17 protein-coding genes are annotated in these 18,259 nt (G+C 45.8%); 13 read left to right on the top strand and 4 right to left on the bottom strand.

Annotation, left to right across the window (positions count from 1 at the left end; translation table 11 throughout):
• Window positions 1–44 precede the first annotated feature (44 nt).
• Together dapB and M5J74_RS06400 are read left to right on the top strand one after the other, a co-directional pair.
• Window positions 45–875 carry a 4-hydroxy-tetrahydrodipicolinate reductase gene (gene dapB / locus M5J74_RS06395; RefSeq protein ID WP_015153306.1) on the top strand — a complete coding sequence of 277 codons (831 nt, stop codon included), beginning with the start codon at window positions 45–47 and terminating at the stop codon, window positions 873–875.
• 60 nt (window positions 876–935) lie between these two features.
• Window positions 936–1,673: a phosphate ABC transporter permease gene (locus M5J74_RS06400; RefSeq protein ID WP_250016025.1), complete on the top strand. Its 738-nt coding sequence runs from the start codon at window positions 936–938 to the stop codon at window positions 1,671–1,673.
• 38 nt (window positions 1,674–1,711) lie between these two features.
• Here M5J74_RS06400 and M5J74_RS06405 read toward each other — a convergent pair whose 3' ends face one another.
• The 3 genes from M5J74_RS06405 to M5J74_RS32550 all read right to left on the bottom strand — a co-directional run bounded on the left by M5J74_RS06405 (window position 1,712) and on the right by M5J74_RS32550 (window position 3,556).
• A complete protein-coding gene (locus M5J74_RS06405) occupies window positions 1,712–2,323 on the bottom strand; it encodes a precorrin-8X methylmutase (RefSeq protein ID WP_250016027.1) in 612 nt (203 codons plus the stop codon).
• 150 nt (window positions 2,324–2,473) lie between these two features.
• The gene (locus M5J74_RS06410; protein ID WP_106216248.1) at window positions 2,474–3,280 is read right to left on the bottom strand and encodes a TPM domain-containing protein; all 807 of its coding nucleotides are present in this window, start codon (window positions 3,278–3,280) and stop codon (window positions 2,474–2,476) included.
• A gap of 144 nt (window positions 3,281–3,424) precedes the next feature.
• A complete protein-coding gene (locus tag M5J74_RS32550) occupies window positions 3,425–3,556 on the bottom strand; it encodes a hypothetical protein (protein ID WP_256498698.1) in 132 nt (43 codons plus the stop codon).
• A gap of 86 nt (window positions 3,557–3,642) precedes the next feature.
• On the opposite strand from M5J74_RS32550, the gene M5J74_RS06415 reads away from it, so the two are divergent.
• From M5J74_RS06415 to M5J74_RS06465, 11 genes are all read left to right on the top strand, one after another.
• Window positions 3,643–6,150, top strand: coding sequence for a glycoside hydrolase family 31 protein (locus tag M5J74_RS06415; protein ID WP_250016029.1), 2,508 nt, complete (start codon window positions 3,643–3,645; stop codon window positions 6,148–6,150).
• Window positions 6,151–6,371: 221 nt separating this feature from the next.
• Window positions 6,372–7,589: a helix-turn-helix domain-containing protein gene (locus M5J74_RS06420; protein ID WP_250016031.1), complete on the top strand. Its 1,218-nt coding sequence runs from the start codon at window positions 6,372–6,374 to the stop codon at window positions 7,587–7,589.
• A gap of 242 nt (window positions 7,590–7,831) precedes the next feature.
• Window positions 7,832–8,596, top strand: coding sequence for a hypothetical protein (locus tag M5J74_RS06425; protein ID WP_250016033.1), 765 nt, complete (start codon window positions 7,832–7,834; stop codon window positions 8,594–8,596).
• Window positions 8,597–8,662: 66 nt separating this feature from the next.
• Window positions 8,663–9,910 (top strand): tryptophan synthase subunit beta, encoded by a 1,248-nt coding sequence (trpB, locus tag M5J74_RS06430; protein ID WP_106167798.1) that lies wholly within the window; start codon window positions 8,663–8,665, stop codon window positions 9,908–9,910.
• Window positions 9,911–10,086: 176 nt separating this feature from the next.
• On the top strand, window positions 10,087–11,235 hold the full coding sequence (locus tag M5J74_RS06435; RefSeq protein WP_106216245.1) for a class I SAM-dependent methyltransferase: 1,149 nt from the start codon (window positions 10,087–10,089) through the stop codon (window positions 11,233–11,235).
• Window positions 11,236–11,247: 12 nt separating this feature from the next.
• Complete coding sequence (locus M5J74_RS06440) at window positions 11,248–11,529, top strand: hypothetical protein (protein ID WP_039717448.1); 282 nt, start codon at window positions 11,248–11,250, stop codon at window positions 11,527–11,529.
• Between the two features lie 706 nt (window positions 11,530–12,235).
• Window positions 12,236–12,790: a CAP domain-containing protein gene (locus M5J74_RS06445; RefSeq protein WP_250016035.1), complete on the top strand. Its 555-nt coding sequence runs from the start codon at window positions 12,236–12,238 to the stop codon at window positions 12,788–12,790.
• Window positions 12,791–13,130: 340 nt separating this feature from the next.
• Complete coding sequence (locus M5J74_RS06450) at window positions 13,131–13,964, top strand: hypothetical protein (RefSeq protein ID WP_106216244.1); 834 nt, start codon at window positions 13,131–13,133, stop codon at window positions 13,962–13,964.
• 287 nt (window positions 13,965–14,251) lie between these two features.
• Window positions 14,252–15,229: a YihY/virulence factor BrkB family protein gene (locus M5J74_RS06455; protein WP_015153318.1), complete on the top strand. Its 978-nt coding sequence runs from the start codon at window positions 14,252–14,254 to the stop codon at window positions 15,227–15,229.
• 88 nt (window positions 15,230–15,317) lie between these two features.
• Window positions 15,318–16,424 carry a saccharopine dehydrogenase family protein gene (locus tag M5J74_RS06460; RefSeq protein WP_015153319.1) on the top strand — a complete coding sequence of 369 codons (1,107 nt, stop codon included), beginning with the start codon at window positions 15,318–15,320 and terminating at the stop codon, window positions 16,422–16,424.
• A 125-nt stretch (window positions 16,425–16,549) separates the two neighbouring features.
• The gene (locus M5J74_RS06465) at window positions 16,550–16,921 is read left to right on the top strand and encodes a hypothetical protein (RefSeq protein WP_106216242.1); all 372 of its coding nucleotides are present in this window, start codon (window positions 16,550–16,552) and stop codon (window positions 16,919–16,921) included.
• Between the two features lie 42 nt (window positions 16,922–16,963).
• Here the strand turns inward: M5J74_RS06465 and M5J74_RS06470 are convergent, their stop codons facing one another.
• A complete protein-coding gene (locus M5J74_RS06470) occupies window positions 16,964–18,259 on the bottom strand; it encodes a sodium:proton antiporter (protein WP_106168986.1) in 1,296 nt (431 codons plus the stop codon).

The raw sequence follows: 18,259 nt of genomic DNA on the forward strand, positions 1-18,259 counted from the left end.
AATTAGTCTAAAATGCCCTTGATAAAACTGAGATCGACGAAGCAATGAACAGCCAATATCCAATCCCAGTAGTCATCAATGGTGCTGCGGGCAAAATGGGACGCGAAGTTGTCAAAGCAGTTTCCCAAGCTACCGATCTGACCTTACTAGGGGCGATCGATCGTAACCCAGAGCATCAAGGTAAAGATGCAGGAGAACTAGCAGGTTTACCAGAACCATTGGAAGTCCCAATTACCGACCAATTAGAACCAATGCTGGCGATGGCGGGGCAAGAAAGGCAAATTGGGGTGATGGTAGACTTTACCCATCCGAGTACAGTGTATGACAATATCCGCTCGGCGATCGCCTATGGAGTGCGTCCAGTCGTCGGTACGACAGGTTTAAGTCCCGCACAAATTCAAGACTTAGCTGAATTTGCTGACAAAGCCAGTACTGGATGTTTGATGATTCCCAACTTCTCAATTGGGATGGTTTTGTTACAACAAGCAGCGGTTCAAGCCTCTCAATATTTCGATCACGTCGAAATTATCGAACTGCACCACAACCAAAAAGCTGATGCACCCAGCGGTACGGCATTGCAAACCGCGCAGATGTTAGCTGAGTTGGGGAAAACTTTTAACCCACCCCAGGTAGAAGAAACAGAAAAATTACCAGGTGCGAGAGGTAGCGTCGCAGCAGAAGGTATTCGCATTCATAGCGTCCGCCTACCAGGGTTAATCGCCCATCAAGAAGTCATTTTTGGCTCAGCGGGTCAAATTTATACTTTGCGCCACGACACGAGCGATCGCGCCTGCTACATGCCAGGAGTGTTGCTAGCGATCCGTAAAGTCGTCCAACTCAAAGCCCTTGTTTATGGGTTAGAAAAAATATTGTAAAGAGTTGACAGTTAACCGTTAACGGTTAACTGTCAACAAAACCCTACTCCCCAGTCCCTCATGCTCGTCCCACTCACGCGCCAGAAGTTTGAACAACTCATTCCTCGTATTGCTACGGGCGATCAATATCGCTACGTTTGGGGAAAATTTTCTGACTTTTTGCGCCGATTGTTAGCTTCTGTTGTCGCTGTTGTCGTCGTGTTGTTGTTGCGATGGCTGTTGGGTGAGGGATTTGGGGGTTTGCTACTTCCCTTTGGGGTGGTTGGCGGTTTTTATTGGCTGTGGGGTCCCGTACTGTGGGCGAGTTTGCGTAACGCACAGTACCGCAAATACAAATACAGTGGTTTCTTTCGCGGTCGCATTTTGGATGTTTACATTTCAGAAGAGCTAATTGGGAGAGAAGAAACAGTTAACAATAAAGGCGAACTAGTCTATGTAGACAATTTAGAGCGCCGTCTAAATGTCGAAGTTGGAGATGAAACTGGTTTTTCCATCCAGGTACAAGTGCCACTGCGCCGCAGTCACAAAGGGATTGCCCGTCGTCAAGTGGTGGAAATGATTGTACTGTCAAATCGCGCTGATTTGAGCAATATCACCAAAGTGACCGATATTTACATCCCCAGCCGCGATATTTGGGTGAGTGACTATCCATTCTTGCAACGAGATGTCTTTGTGGAAGTCAGCAACCGCATCCGTCGCGATCGCTTAGAATCCGAAGAAGAATCACCTCGTACTCCGCGCCGTCCTCCTCAAAGAAAAGAACCACCTCAGCTACCGAGACAAGATCGGGAATGGTAGAAGGAAGAGAGCTGAGGCGAAGCTCCCTCAGCTCTCTTCTAGGGGGCGTAAGCAAGCCAAGCCAGTTCTAGCAATCCGTCCAAAATTGCGGTGGCTACAGTAGCACCACCCTTGGAACCCTCCGTCCAAATTTGGGGTACGGCAAATTCCTGCAAGCGTTTTTTGGTCGCATCCACATCGACAAATCCCGCAGGCGTAGCAATTACCAAAGCTGGTTTGATTGCGCTAGCGGCAATTAAATCTATTAAACTGGTTAATGCACTTTGGTCTTGACCGATCGCAAAAACTGCTTCGGGATAGCGCTGAGCAAGGTTTTCGATTCCCCAAGCTGTAGCAGTCTTATCTTTTTGCGGACGAGCGATCGCGTCTAAGCTGCAATAAAGGGGATTGGCAAAAGTGTTTTGAATCTGGGGTAGAATGCCCACTTGGATTGTCGGTACATCCACCACAATCGTACAGCGAGCAGCGATCGCCGCCGCGCCTGCTTGCATTGCCGTTTCTGAGAAATGAATTAAATTCTTATACTCAAAATCGGCAGTAGCATAAATGACACGACGGACGATCTCGTATTCTGCGGGAGAAAAGTCATAATCGCCAACCTCGCGATCGACGATCGCCAGATTTTGGGCATCAATCATCTGCCATTCCATAGAGAAAGGCTGGGAGCTAGGGACAGAGACCAGTTTAACAGTTATCAGGGAGCAGGGAGCAGGGACAAGGGGGGACAAGGGGGACAAGGGGGACAAGGAGGACAAGGGAGAATAATAACCAACTACCCATTACCCATTACCCATTACCCATTACGTTTCCGAAGCAGAAGAACGCCCAAATATCGGCGTGAGATATGCTACGAGCGCTCCAATCAGAAAGCCTGAGATATTGCGGATCAGAGGTAGCCATTCTGTAGTGCGCGTGACAACTGGTCCAATACCGAAAGCAATGAATAATATGCCCCACAACGGCGAGAAAATCAAAGCCCACTGCCAAGCTAGAGCTTGCCCTGGACGACGGGGTTGAGCGGCAAAACCACAAATTACGCCTCCCAGTGTTGATGTGATTAGGGTGAGAATCCACTGTTCTCTTGGTAGACCTGGAACGACGTTACAACCGCCTTTGACTAAACAGCCTTCAACGGATTCTAAAGCTCCAAGAATGGCGCGGTCTTCCCCATGTTCTCGCACATAGTACAAATTACCAAAGCGGGTTTGTAGTTCGATCCAAAACGTGCGGGGGAGAAGTTCGTAAACTGCGTCGCCAACGCTAAAACTGAGAATGTTACCACCGCGAGAGTCGGCAACTAGAAGAATACTTTTGTCATCTAAACCCCAAAAGTTAATTACTGCTCTACCAGGAGTGCGATCGTATTGAGTTAAAACTCTCAGTTTCCAGCCAGTATCAGCGGCAAACTTATTTAAATCTGCTACGAGTTGTTCTTCCTGAATATCGGTAAAAGTCTTTGCTAGGTCAATGACCGGGGTAGGGCGATCGGGTAGCAGTTCTGGATTGTCATAAGCTAGGGCTGCTGATGGTTGCATCATCCAAACCAACCCTGCCAGAAAAAATGTTGTTACTAAAACCGGGATTCTTCGCCAAAATGAACGCTGCATGGGCAATTATAAGTTGTAGATCGGAGTCTCAAAATCGCTACTGTCGTAAGAATTATTATAATTAAGTCGCGTTTTTTTACATTTGTTTACTTTACTCTAATTTAGCGACCCCAAGCAAATCAATCGGAAGTCAAAAGTCAAAAGTCAGCAGTGATGGTAATGGGTAATGGGTAATGGGTAATGGGTAGTTGATGGTTTTTTCTCCCTTGTCTCCCTTGTCTCCCTTGTCTCCCTTGTCTCCCCTGCTCCCTGCTCAGAAGCTCCCTGCTCCCTCACAAAGAAATCTACGTTTGTGTAGATACGGGAAAATTGACTGTGGGGATAGAATTCCTGCTGTAAATGCGCGATTTGGGGAAAGGTTTATGCCGCAATATTTTGGACAACTGCCAACGACTGACCAACCGTGGGTAACTGTAGGCGCAGTGGAGGCAGTATCGCAAAGCGATCGCGCTGTCCAGTTGGATTGCGGTGAGTCTTCTGTATTAATTAGCGTTATTGATGCTCATCTTATTCGCGTGCGTTTAGCCCCTCACGGTGAATTCTTTCCCCAGCGCCCTTGGGCAGTCGTAGGAGACGAAGATATCGAGCGATCGCCCGTTCCTTTTGAAGTTGCAGAAACACCTGACACGGTAGAAATTAAAACAGATCGGCTGCGAATTGTCGTTCAACGCCAACCTTGTCGCCTCACTTGCTTTGACAATTGCGATCGCCCCTTTGCCCAAGATGCTGAAATGGGTATGGGTTGGCGCATGGGTGCAACCGCCGCCTGGAAGCACATTGAGGCTGACGAGCATTTTTATGGTTTTGGCGAACGCACGGGTTTCTTAGATAAATTAAGCGAAGTTAAAACAAATTGGACGCTAGATGCTCTAGACTACAACTCCTTGACGGATGAGATGTATCAGGCAATTCCATTTTTTATGGCTTTGCGTCCAGAAGTCGGTTATGGCATCTTTTTCAACACGACTTTTTGGAGTCAGTTTGATATTGGCGCAGCTCAACCTGGAACTTGGAGCATGGAAACCCGCAGCTTAGCGGGAATGCAGACACCACCCCTAGACTACTACATCATTTACGGTCCCGATCCAGCCACAATTCTATGTAGCTACACGCAGCTAACAGGCAGAATGCCCCTTCCGCCTCGCTGGGCTTTGGGATACCATCAGTGCCGCTGGAGTTATGATTCAGAAACAGTAGTACGAGAACTCGCCCAAGAATTTCGCCGCCGCCGCATTCCCTGCGATGTAATTCATTTAGATATCGACTACATGCGGGGGTATCGAGTCTTTACTTGGAGTCCTCAACGGTTCCCCCATCCAGAGAAGCTACTGCGGGAACTAGCCGAGGATGGATTTAAGACGATAACAATTATTGACCCTGGGGTAAAGTACGAACCGGAAGCAAATTATCATGTGTTTGACCAAGGTATAGATAAAGATTATTTCGTCCGTAAAGCAGATGGACAGTTATTTCATGGCTACGTCTGGCCTGATAAAGCCTTATTTCCCGATTTCTTGCGTCCTGAAGTCCGGCAATGGTGGGGAAACTTACATGAAAGTCTTACCAGTATTGGTGTAGCCGGAATTTGGAACGACATGAACGAACCCGCGATCGCCGATCGCCCCTTTGGTGACGACGGTAAGCACATCTGGTTTCCGTTGGATGCACCGCAGGGAGCAGGGGGAGACAAGGGAGACAAGGGAGACAAGGGAGACAAGAGAGATAAGGGAGAGGGGGGAGACAAGGGAGAAAAAACCACCAATTACCAATTACCCATTACCCATTACCCATTACCAACTACCAATTACCCAGCCACAACTCACGCCGAAGTTCACAACCTTTACGGATTGATGATGGCGCGATCGAGTGCTGAGGCGCTGGAAAAATTGCGCCCCAACGAGCGATCGTTTGTTTTGACTCGTTCGGGTTATGCTGGCGTACAAAAGTGGTCGTCGGTGTGGATGGGAGATAACCAGTCATTGTGGGAGCATTTGGAAATGTCCCTGCCAATGCTGTGCAATATGGGGTTGTCGGGTGTAGGGTTTGTTGGTTGTGATATTGGTGGTTTTGCTGGCAATGCTACAGCAGAACTGTTCGCCCGTTGGATGCAAGTTGGAATGCTCTACCCCCTCATGCGCGGTCATTCGGCAATGACAACTGCTCGTCACGAACCTTGGGTTTTTGGCGATCGCGTCGAACAAATCTGTCGCGAATATATCAACTTGCGCTACCAGCTCTTACCATACATTTACACCCTATTTTGGGAAGCTGCTACCACCGGAGCGCCGATTCTTCGCCCCCTACTCTACCATTTTCCCCAAGACCCCACGACTTACAACCTCTACGACCAAGTATTGCTGGGTGCTGGTCTGATGGCTGCACCAATTTATCGTCCTGGGATAGAACATCGTGCGGTATACATACCTGCTGGGACTTGGTACGACTGGTGGACGGGGGAGGCGTTCGCGGGACCGACTCATATTCTGGCACGCGCACCATTGGAAAAAATGCCTCTCTATGTACGGTCTGGGACAGTCATACCCATGCAGCCCGTAGTACAGTTTGTCGATGAAAAACCATGCGATCTCCTCACACTGCGCGTTTGGACAGGACAGGGAGAATGGACGATGTACGAAGATGACGGACTTAGCTTTGATTATCGTCAAGGTGTCTGGTCAACCACTACCTATCGTGTCAATACAATAGGAGAAGAAACAATCGTTGAGATTGACGCGCGACAGGGACAATGGACACCACCAGCGCGAGAAGTCGTTGTCGAAGTGGTGGGAGTCGGTCAGCAACGTTTTAGCGATGATGGAACGGCTCGCCGTTTGCAGTTTACAGGGAGCAGGGAGTCGGGAGCTTTGTAGAGACGTTTCATGGAACGTCTCTACAAAGCGATCGGTGTAGAGACTTTGCATGTATGGAAAAAATTCTACCTTTTTATAGATGACTTCAGCTTGATGAATGTACTTACCTTTTGATAGATGCCGCTATCTTGGGAATCTGTCACTCTGAAGCAAAGCAATGACAACTGATTCATTGACCGCCAATCGTCGCTCGCTAACAATTTCGTGTAGAGGTAGAGTGCATGTTGACAGATAATTTCGTCCAGCAAATCCAGTCCATGCAAGGACGGTTGGACCTGCTGCTTCATGATGTAGATTGTCCGCAGCTTCAACCAGACCTGTTACCCATAGCACTTAAGGAACTTGGTGTTGCTTCGGAAGAGATTCAAGTCACTCTAGAAGAACTACATCGGCAGAATGCAGAACTTTTAGCGATGCGTAGAGCTTTAGAGGAAGAACGCAGGCGCTACAAAGATTTATTTGAGCTGGCACCGGATAGCTACGCGATCGTCGATCTCTCAGGTACGATTCGAGAAGTGAACCAGGCGACTGCTAAGCTTTTGAATGTATCGCAGCGCTTTTTAAGCGGAAAACCGCTGACTACCTTTCTTAGTGCCGAAGATCGGGAAATATTTTGGTACAAATTCAATGAGTTACAAGGTATGGAAGAATCGCAGGAATGGACGATGCACCTTTGTCCGCGCGATCGCCAGCCTGTAAAAGTGGCAGTTGTAGCAAGTCTGTCTAACTGCGAGAAAACGGGTCAGCCAAAGACTATCCTGCTATCGCTGCGCGAGATCGGCGATCCCAATCGACATTTGTATCTATCTGACAAACTTGAGCCACACAACCAAAACATAGATCTATCTATCGACGAGCTAGATCTCAGTCAAAAACAGATTTATTTGAAAGGGGAAACGATCCGACTCAGACCGGAGACCGTTTGGCTGGTGTGTCGCGGGATTGTCAAGCTGGTAATAGCCTGCGAGACTGGCGAAGAGGTGCTACTGGGTTTGGCAGGAGTGGGTTCACCATTCAGTGCCCTAGATATAGAAGCTTTCGGACTTTGCGAAGCCACAGCATTAACTGAAGTCGAACTGACCTGTTTTTCTTGGTCAGAGTTAGCGGCAGATCCCGATCTCTCGCAAAAATTATTACCCAAAGTTAACCAACGGCTACAGCAAACAACAGCTCTTTTAGCAATTTCTGGCAAGCGCCATGCCAAGAGCCGCTTGCATCACTTGTTATTGTTGCTAGCTAAGCAAATCGGTCAACCTACGGAGCGAGGTATTCGTTTGGGCATTCGTCTAACTCATAGCGATCTTGCTGCTGCTTGCTCGACCACCAGAGTTACGATCACCCGCATGTTAGGCAAATTACAGGCGGAAGGAAAAATTGAGATTGATAGCAAGAATCATTTTATTGTCTGCCACGAGCAGCGACCGCAGATAAGTGCTTGAAACGAATTATCTGGGAGATCGCGCCTATATAGTTCGCTGACGGTTAACTGTTAACAGTTAACCGCCACAACCGTAAGTCAGTCGATTGCTAAGACCGGATTGATAAATAATGCTATATATTTAGTTGCAGATCTGTTTTAAGGTATAAATTAAATCGTTATAGCCACATAACATTAGATTGCAAATGGGGAGGTACGCTCATCAGCCATCGAATACCGCTCGCCAATCATCAATCGTGAATAATGCTCTTACCTGGATTTCTGTTCGAGCTTTCCCTGATTGTGGCAGTTGCACTAGCATTAGTGCAATTATTTGCTGGTAGGCTGCGATTTCTGAGCGCGACTCCGCGTAGCATATGGTTGTCTGCCAGCAGTGGGGCTTCGATCGCCTATGTATTCGTTCATATTTTGCCAGAATTAGGCGAGGCACAAGCAGTCATTCGAGAAGTTGTAGGTGGATGGCTGGCTTTTTGGAGATACCATATTTACGTAGTCGCGCTTTTGGGTTTAGCGATATTTTATGGTTTGGATCGGGCGGCGATCGCATCGCGTCGTTACAACCGCAAAGAGAGCCGAGGAGATGTAACGGCAGCAAGTGTCTTCTGGCTGCATATCATTGTTTACGGTTTTTACAATACCATCATCGGTTACTTACTACTCAATCGCGATGATAATGATGCGATTGGGATGCTGCAATTTGCTTTAGCAATGGCATTACACTTTGCAGTCAACGATTATGGCTTGCGAGAACATCACAAGTTTATTTATAACGGTATTGGTCGCTGGGTATTAGCAACAGCAGTAATTGTTGGGTGGACGCTTGGTAGTGGCGGTATGGGAGTTGACCGCACGGCGATCGCACTTATGTTTGCTTTCCTGGCTGGGGGAATTATTCTCAATGCCTTGAAGGAAGAACTACCAGCCGAAAGAGAAAGCCGTTTTTGGGCATTTGCTCTCGGTGCGGGAGCTTATACTTTATTATTGGCGTTATCGCCCTCTTCTTCTTAACTATCCTCAAACCTATTTCCTCAAACTTATATAATGATGGGAGTATCGTCATTCTCCGCAGGTATCGTGACCCTTACACCGATCTCCCCCAACTCCCAACCATCTACACAACGTCCTGACTCTTTCGGACGATTTGGACGTTTTGGCGGAAAATACGTACCAGAAACGCTGATGCCTGCCCTAAGCGAGTTAGAAGCAGCGTACCAAAAATATCGACATGACACGGACTTTCAACAAGAACTGCAAAATCTTCTCCGCGACTACGTGGGACGAGCCACCCCTCTCTACTTTGCCGAACGCCTCACAGCACATTACGCCCGTCCAGATGGGACGGGGGCGCAAATCTACCTCAAACGAGAAGATTTAAATCATACGGGCGCTCACAAGATTAACAACGCTCTGGCTCAAGTTTTGTTAGCTAAACGGATGGGCAAGCAACGCATCATTGCCGAGACAGGGGCGGGACAGCACGGCGTTGCTACAGCTACTGTCTGCGCTCGGTTTGGGCTAAAATGCGTCATCTACATGGGCGTACAGGACATGGAACGCCAAAGCCTGAACGTGTTTCGGATGCGCTTGATGGGGGCAGAGGTACAACCTGTAGCAGCTGGTACGGGAACGCTCAAAGATGCCACCTCTGAAGCTATTCGCGACTGGGTGACGAACGTAGAAACAACTCATTACATCCTCGGTTCTGTAGCTGGTCCCCATCCTTACCCAACAATTGTCCGAGACTTTCAAGCAGCAATCGGTCAAGAAACCCGCGTCCAAGCAATGGAAAAATGGGGTGGCTTACCAGATATTTTGCTGGCTTGTGTAGGTGGCGGTTCTAATGCTATGGGGCTGTTTCACGAATTTGTCAACGAACCAACCGTCAGACTCATTGGTGTTGAAGCTGCTGGAGAAGGAGTCACTACGGAAAAACACGCCGCGACTTTAACCAAAGGTAGAGTTGGGGTACTGCATGGAGCCATGAGTTACTTGTTGCAGGACGAAGACGGACAGGTGATTGAGGCACACTCGATCAGTGCGGGATTAGATTATCCTGGCGTGGGTCCAGAGCATTCTTTTTTAAAAGAGATTGGTCGGGCAGAATATTACAGCATTACCGATGAGGAAGCGATCGCGGGATTGCAGCGTCTCTCGCAGTTAGAAGGGATTATTCCCGCGCTCGAAACCGCCCATGCGATCGCCTATCTCGATATCCTTTGTCCGCAGCTAGACGGTAGCCCTCGCATTGTCATTAACTGTTCGGGACGCGGTGACAAAGACGTACAAACCGTTGCTAAGTACCTAAAAATGATTGGCGATTAGCAACTCACAATTAGCACTTAACACTTAGCAATTAGCAATACTTTCCGAAAATACCCAACTAGAGCAGGTAGATCTTCATGATATGCCTGCAAAATTGTTATACATCAATCTAAGTTGTAAATAACTCACTTTTGACTTTTGACTTTTGACTTACGACTTATTCAAGAGGTGGAAACATGGATCGGCAATTCCAACACCCAATGCTACCACAAGTCACTCATGATGAGCTGGCGCGACAAAACTTTGTAAAAAGCCTGAAACTACACATCGTTAAAAATCTCAGTCCCGGCAATAAAAGAGTATACGAGCAAGTTGTCAAGCCCCAATTTGAACGCGAACACCAGCGATCGCCCCAAAACCGTCACGAAATCCGCACTGCTATGCAAGGACACCCGCATTATCGTTGGTGGAGTGCTTTGCGGCGCATCAACCAGGAAATGTTGTGGGATGCGGTTAATACCAGTGTAGAGCGACAACTACCAGAACTCATCGACCGGGCAAAACAGAGCGATCGCCAATTAGGTACGCTGACTCTAGACCCAAATTTCAAAATTCCTGCCTACCAAACCGCTGTCGATATCCATTGTATGCCTGGTAGCTATCACAGCGAATATACAGCAGACGATCTAGCTGCGGGAGCGACCTACGATCGCGGCGTTTATATTTACGGTGCGGGGTGGTTGGGTCCGCTTAACGATGATATGGGCTTGTCCATTGTCAAAAACTACCTGAAACCAAAATATCCCGACTTTCGACCCGCCAAAATTCTCGATTTGGGTTGTTCTGTCGGTCACAGTACTTTACCCTATGTCGATGCCTATCCAGAAGCCGAAGTCTACGCGATCGATATTGGCGCACCGATGCTACGCTACGCTCACGCTAGAGCAGAAGCTTTAGGCAAACGAGTCCATTTTTCTCAACAAAATGCCGAACGGACTCACTTTGAAGCTGCTTCCTTTGACCTGATAGTTTCTCATATCCTGCTGCATGAAATTCCCCTTCCAGCCATCCGTAACGTGATGCGAGAATGCGATCGCCTCCTAGCTCCTGGGGGGATGACGATCCACGTAGAAGCACCCTTGTACAGCCACATGGATGCCTTCAGCGCTTTCATGTATGACTGGGAAACTGCCAACAACAACGAACCTTTTTGGAGTGCCATGCGGGAGTTGGACTTGACAGCCGTTATGACTGAAGCTGGATTTGCAGCAGATCGAGTCATACAAACCTTCGTTCCCAATGGGGCTTGGAAAACTGCGGCTGACAATTCCCAACAAGGAGGAGGTAGTAGAGGTAGCTGGTTTATTGTTGCTGCGACTAAGTAAATGGAGGAAGTCATGGGGATGAAAAAAGCCAAGGGCAAACGCCCCGTTTACTTTGACGAGCCGCAACTCGATAAATTGCTGTCCGCGATCGTCGCGTTAACAGGTGAGGTGTCTGTCTTGCGGGAACGTCTCGATACTGTAGAACGTTTACTGGCGACAAAAGAAGTTATATCACTGGCAGAGATTGAAGCGTATCAGCCAGAGGAACCAGTAGTGCAGGCACGGGAACAATGGCGTAGCGAGTATATTGCGCGAGTGTTAGGGGTATTGCAGGAAGAAACAGTTTCAGAATAATCTAGAGCGCGTGGTCTTACGCTTTTCTTACGTTGCGAAATTGCAAGATTGAAGATCCCCCAGCCCCGCAAACTCGGGGGTTTTGTTTTGTGCGGCGGGTTAGGGGGCAATACTTCGTGGGTTTTGATTCGATCTCCCCAACCCCCTTAAAAAGGGGAGCCACTTACGTGCGGGGGTGGCGCGATCGCGGACTTCGTCGCCCCCGTTGAAGCACGTCGCGTTAAAGTGGCGTGGGATAAGAATAGCTTTTTTCCCCCTTTCCAAGGGGGATTAAGGGGGATCTTCAAAGACTATGTACTCTAACCGACAAGTATTGGGTTAGGAGGGTTCTTGCCTTAACTGAAAAGCCTTGAGTGAAATACGGCTCGCCATACGCTATCAACAGTCTAGTATTTGTCACTAATTCAGAATTTATATAGCTGAGTTTTCAGTAAAATTACTTCGATATATAGCTTCAGTAATAATTCGCTTGTTAGCTAATTAGAGATAAAGTTGAATAGATTTGTAGGCTATATTTTTGCAGTTAATTTTAAATCTTTCTGCAAAAAGTTTCAAGAGTGACCGCATTAGATTAAACTGTACATTTGCTAATTCTTTTAGCAACGGTTCAGTTTGGAAAATAAACTCATCTGCTAATTCTTTTAGCAGCGATTCATCCTGAAAATTTTCAGTTTCACTTGCTTATTCTTTCATTGGAAATCATTGCATGAAGCATTCTGTTTTGTTCGAACTAGCCTTGTGTTCAGTCATTTTCACCACTGGAACAACAATTGTAGCTAACGCTAAAACCCCTACTTTTTACCGAGAGATTGCTAAGAAAAACATACTTGCAAAGCCGAAACCTAATACGACTATCCTAGCTCAGGCTGATACTTCCTCCGTAGAACGGGCTGTTTTCAACCGAATTAATCAATATCGCCAAGGGCGTAATTTAGCTCCTCTAACTTGGGATAATAGCATCAGCAATCAAGCTCGAATTCACAGTCAAAATATGGCAAGTGGTGCAGTTCCTTTCAGCCATAATGGTTTTCAGCAGAGAGTGCAAGAGATTGCCAAAGTCATTTCCTATAGGGGAGCAGCAGAAAATGTTGCGTATAATCAAGGTTACGCCGATCCTGCTGCCAATGCCGTTCAAGGCTGGTTAAATAGTTCTGGACACCAACGGAACATCGTAGGTAGTTACAACCTAACTGGTATTGGTGTTGCCAGAAATTCAAAAGGAGAATACTACTTCACGCAAATATTTATCTTGAAGCGATGAAGGTAAAATTTGTCCGGTTGTTAGAATCCCAATCAACTTAATTGCTAGGGTGCGCCGATCGCGTACCCTATTATTTTTTGATAAAATTAATCATATTTTCCGTGGATTTACCGACATAATTAAAACCCCCTCTACCCTCAGAGGTATTTTCAGTAAAATCTACCTTGAGAGTAGAATATTTTCTCGTTAAACTCATCGGTTATAGTTTTTATATTCGCATTCTACTGAAGAAAGTAATTATTTTACTTATGTATGATTTTACCAAGCTAGCATGTAAACTCAAACTATTGGCTCGAGAACAAAAGATATTTCTAGCTAAGAGGACAAGGATGATAATCCTATGATTGAGACGACTATTAAAAACTTTCTCAACTTGCCCGGAGTCGTTGGATTAGGAATTATTCTCATTCAAGAACAACCGAAATCTTACCTATGTTTAAAAGAGCAAGCCGTACAATGGCAAGTGAAAGAATTTCTCAATCATAATTTTATCCGTAATATTATCAAAAATCCCGATGCATTTGATGTTTTTGAATTTCCAATTCACACGAATTACGTTTATACATATAAAGTGAGTTCGCAAGTCACCTTGTTAGTTTTGACGAGTATGGGACTAGCAGCAATTAAAACGATCGCTAACCTACAACTAAAAACTGTACTCAAAAAAGATGCCGAACAAACAATTGCTATATTTCAGAAATTAGCTAAAGAATTTCCTCTCGTTCGCGCGATCGCACAGCCAATTTCGCAGACATTTCCTCACGTATGCGATGGCAATCAAAGCTTATCTCTCAAGCAAAAAGAAAAAATTACTGTTTTAGAACTATTAAATGCTCTCAACCATTTAAGTAAATTTACCAGTACTTACATGGGAAGAAAATCGACAATAAAATACTGGGATTCTACTCGCCCCAAACAAATTGAGTGTCTGGCATACTTTCAGATGGATGAGAATGCGGAATTCATTTTTACTGGCAACGATGCAGAGATTGTCAATCAAATGCAGCACTATTGGATTAGAAAGTGGACTAGTATCTTTCTCAGAAAGACAGCACTAATTCTACCCAATTTGCCGGAGATGGTTGCCCAAAAATGCTTGAGCGATCGCGAAAAATTTTTAGTTTTTCCTCTCCAAGTTGACAATACTGAATCTCAAACTCCGGTTACTGTATAATAATTTACTATAAAATTAATTCACATCGCACAAAAAATATTTAAATAAAAGTACCTACCCGATTGGGAATAGGAAAGATTTGTATTACAACAACTCAGCCTAGCTAGCCCATACCAATTCTATTTGTTTTTGCACAGATCCGATCCCCGAACCCCCCCCCTTATTAAGGTGGCTATGGGGATATTCTGCGATGTAGTCACAAAGAATTGGTATTACAATAAATTCATACCATTTTGCTTTTTGACTGCAACCAACGTAACTGAACAAATACCAACAAGAGACAAACAATGCACTTGCGATCTGTTGGAGAATTATTAAAAGAGACATTTCAGGAGTGGAACCAGGATAAAGCATCGCGGCTAGCAGCAGCCTTAGCATATTACACGATATTTTCGATCGCACCACTACTGATGATCGCGATCGCTGTGGCAGGTGCAGTATTCGGTGAAGAAGCTGCTAGAGGAGAAATTGTCACCCAAATTCAAGATTTAGTAGGAGAAGCAGGGGCAACAGTCGTACAAACTGCACTTGCTAACGTCAATCAAACCAAAACGGGTATTGTTGGCACTTCGATCGGTCTTGCTACACTTCTGTTAGGTGCGACAGGTTTATTTGGTGAAATGCAAGACGCACTCAATACAATTTGGGAAGTTGCACCAAAATCAGGACAAGGAATCTGGGTATTAATTCGCCGCCGCCTGATCTCATTTAGTATGGTTTTAGGGATTGGCGTTTTATTGTTATTATCCCTATTTTTGAGTACGGCACTAGCAGCATTTAGTAGCTTTATGAATAGTTGGATACCAGGTTTAGCAACTGGATTATCTATTCTCAACTTTGTCGTTTCTTTTAGCTTGATGACATTATTATTTGCGATGATTTACGTCATCCTACCTGATGTCAAAATTGCTTGGAAAGATGTTTTAGTTGGTGCGGCAACAACGGCTTTCTTATTCACAATTGGCAGAACATTATTGAGTATGTACCTCGGTAGTGCCGCCGTCAGTTCGACCTTTGGTGCAGCTAGTTCCCTTGCCGTTCTGTTAGTTTGGATCTACTATTCTGCCCAAGTTTTCTTTTTAGGGGCGGAATTTACTCAAGTTTATGCCCGTAAATATGGTTCTGAAATTGTGCCAACAAAAAATGCTGTTTCTGTTGCTGCTAACCGACTACCATCTGTAGATCCTCAGAATTCACCGCGTATCCGCCCTCGCCGCCGTTCTGGTTTTTTGACAAAGATAAAAAACTGGTTTGGCAGACGATGACAGAGGTAAAACCAAACTCATCCCTACTACCGAGGCAGAGCGGGCATAAAATCTGTTCAAATAGAGAAGGTGCAACAATTCTGGATTGATGACAGATCGAGTTTTAATTCTTGGTGGCAGGGGAAGAATCGGCAGCAGTGTAGCCCAAGACATTGCCAGTCATACATCAGCAGAAATTACCATCACTAGCCGTAACCCCGATATAGCAGCCGCAGTTAGCAAGCAACTAGGATCGCAGGTTCGATCGCTAGCATTAGACTTAGCAGACAAAGCCAAATTAAGAGAAGCGATCGCCGCTTCCAATCTCGTCATTCATTGTGCCGGACCCTTTCATTTCCGTGACGCTAGCGTTCTGAAAACTTGTATCGAAACGGGTGTAGATTATCTCGATGTTAGCGATCATCGGTCTTTTACTCGCAAAGCTTTAGATTTATCTCCAGCGGCTTCAGCTGCTGGAGTGACAGCAATTGTCAATACAGGCGTTTTCCCTGGAATCTCAAACAGCATGGTACGCCAGGGAGTGGAAAAATTAGACCAGCCGGAACGCATCCACTTAAGTTACTTAGTAGCGGGTTCTGGCGGTGCTGGCGTGACAGTCATGCGAACGACATTTTTGGGGTTACAGAAGCCTTTCACCGCTTGGATCGACGGTCAGTGGGTGGAAATTAAACCATATAGCGATCGCGAAGTCGTAGATTTTCCCGCGCCTTATGGTAAATCTGGCGTTTACTGGTTTGATATGCCAGAAGCTTTTACCTTACCGGAAGCCTTCCCCGTCAAAACCGTAATTACCAAATTTGGTTCCGTTCCCGATTTTTACAATCATCTCACTTGGATTGCTGCCCATGTCTTCCCCAAATCTTGGATGCAACGGCGCAGTGCGATCGAATTTTTAGCCCATGTCAGCCACTATATGACCGATGTAACAAATCGTTTTAGCGGGATTGGAGTCGCAATTCGTTCCGAAGTCACGGGGTTAAAAGACGGACAGCAGGCGAGTTATTGTTCGACGTTGATTCACGATAACACCGCGATCGCTGCTGGCTGCGGTACTGGTAGTATTGCCCAACTTTTATTATCAGGCAAGCTCAAGCACCCAGGAGTTTCGACTGTAGAACAAGCCTTGCCCACAGACTTATTTGAACAAACTATGGCAAGTCGTAATATTCACATTCAGCAGCAAATATATTTGTAGGGGCGCACAGCTGTGCGCCCCTACCTACATTTATGAAAAATGGTAACATCGTACTTCTGGTAGAAGGAATAGATATAGCAGAAAATGTAAGCTGCTCTCATCGTCAAACTTTTTGAGAGACTGTCATGCGTGGGATTTTATCCAATCTAAAACAAGGGCTTTTGCAAAAGCTTTTACTGTTATTTCTCGTGAGTTTACTTGGCTTTTTTAGCACTGCGATCGCGGGCTATTCACCAGTTTATGCAGCGACTTTAGAAGAGACACAACTCATCCCTCCAGAATATAAACCTACTCCAGAAGAGAAGATCGAGCGAGCATATGAGTATAGCGAAGCCACGGGATTGATGGAAGAGGCAAAACAAGCAAGGACTAACTCTAATCGAAATTTCGATCCCAACTTAAAGGCTAATATCAAAAATATCGATGCTCAAGCCCAAGAAGGTAAAACTAGTCTCAAAGATAAGGCAAAAGGCTTACTGGAAAAAATAGCAAAATAGTACAAATATAGAGACGTAATATGATACGTCTCTATGCATTATTTACTCGCTTTGTTCGGGTAGAGTTGCGTGTTTTGCTCGCCTGCTCTTCCCTCTGATTCTACGCTCGTACCAACTCATTAAAGGTGTGGCACTAATTCCATGTAAAACTACAGAAATAACGATTGTTGTGAAAGTAATCCAGGCAATTTGTTCTGCCGCACTGTCTTTTAAACCTTCACCAAAAGCGTAGAAGAGATAGTACAAAGAACCAACACCGCGAATACCAAACCAACCAAATAACCACCGACTGGCAGGATGCAAGCGACGGCGATCGCATTCTACCGGAGGATTTGTTGCAATCGTGCTAATCCACGCTCCTACGGGACGGATGACAAAGAGTAATAATCCTGCCACAATCAGAGAATTTCCGAGATATTGCCACAAGGGTTGCATTCTCAACAGCGATCCTAGTAACAGAATTGTGCCGACTTCCATTAACTTTTCAATTCGTTCGACAAATTCTAATTCGGACTCGCGTTTTTCTAGATTGTCTGCGTAATTTCGCTGGACGACTAACCCCGCAACAAATACGGCAATAAATCCATAGCCGTTAACAATTTCTGCCAAGGAATAGGTAACCAAAATCGTTCCTAGAGCAACAAAATCCTCCATCAAAACATCAGCAGGACGACGTTTTTGCAGCTGGCGATCGATCCAAGTAATAGCTTTGGCTACGGCAATTCCCATCACAATTCCAGATGCGATCGCCCAAATTAAATCCACGGCTACCCATTGTTTAAACCAATTATCTAAATTGGGGTCTTTGAATAAATGCAAGCCAAAATAGACAAAGGGAAATGCCAGTGCGTCATTCAAACCTCCTTCGGAAGTCAGACCAAAACGTAATTCATCCTCATCGTCAATGTCTGCTAGCTGCACTTCTGAAGCTAATACGGGATCGGTAGGAGCGAGAATTGCACCCAGTAACACGGCTGCACCCCAATTCATTCCCAACAACCAATGTCCTACTGCTGCCAGCGCTACAATTGAAATGGGCATGAGAAATCCAATCAATCTGGCTGTAATTTGCCATGCTCGCAATTGTAAGGGACGGTTCATTTTTAAGCCGCAACTGAACACCGAGACAATTACGACAAATTCGGTCAGTCGTTGCAAAAACTCAGCATTTGGTTGCACTTGAATGAGTTTAAAACCGTAGGGACCGAGAATAATCCCTACAACTAAGTAAATGAGGGCAAAGGAAAAAGGTAAACGGGAAATCCAACCCGAACCAAGGGTGACTGCTAGCAGCAGCAACCCAATGACAAGTAGATCGAGAATATAAATATCCACCAT

Source organism: Chroococcidiopsis sp. CCNUC1, from assembly GCF_023546805.1.
Lineage (GTDB): Bacteria > Cyanobacteriota > Cyanobacteriia > Cyanobacteriales > Chroococcidiopsidaceae > Chroococcidiopsis > Chroococcidiopsis thermalis.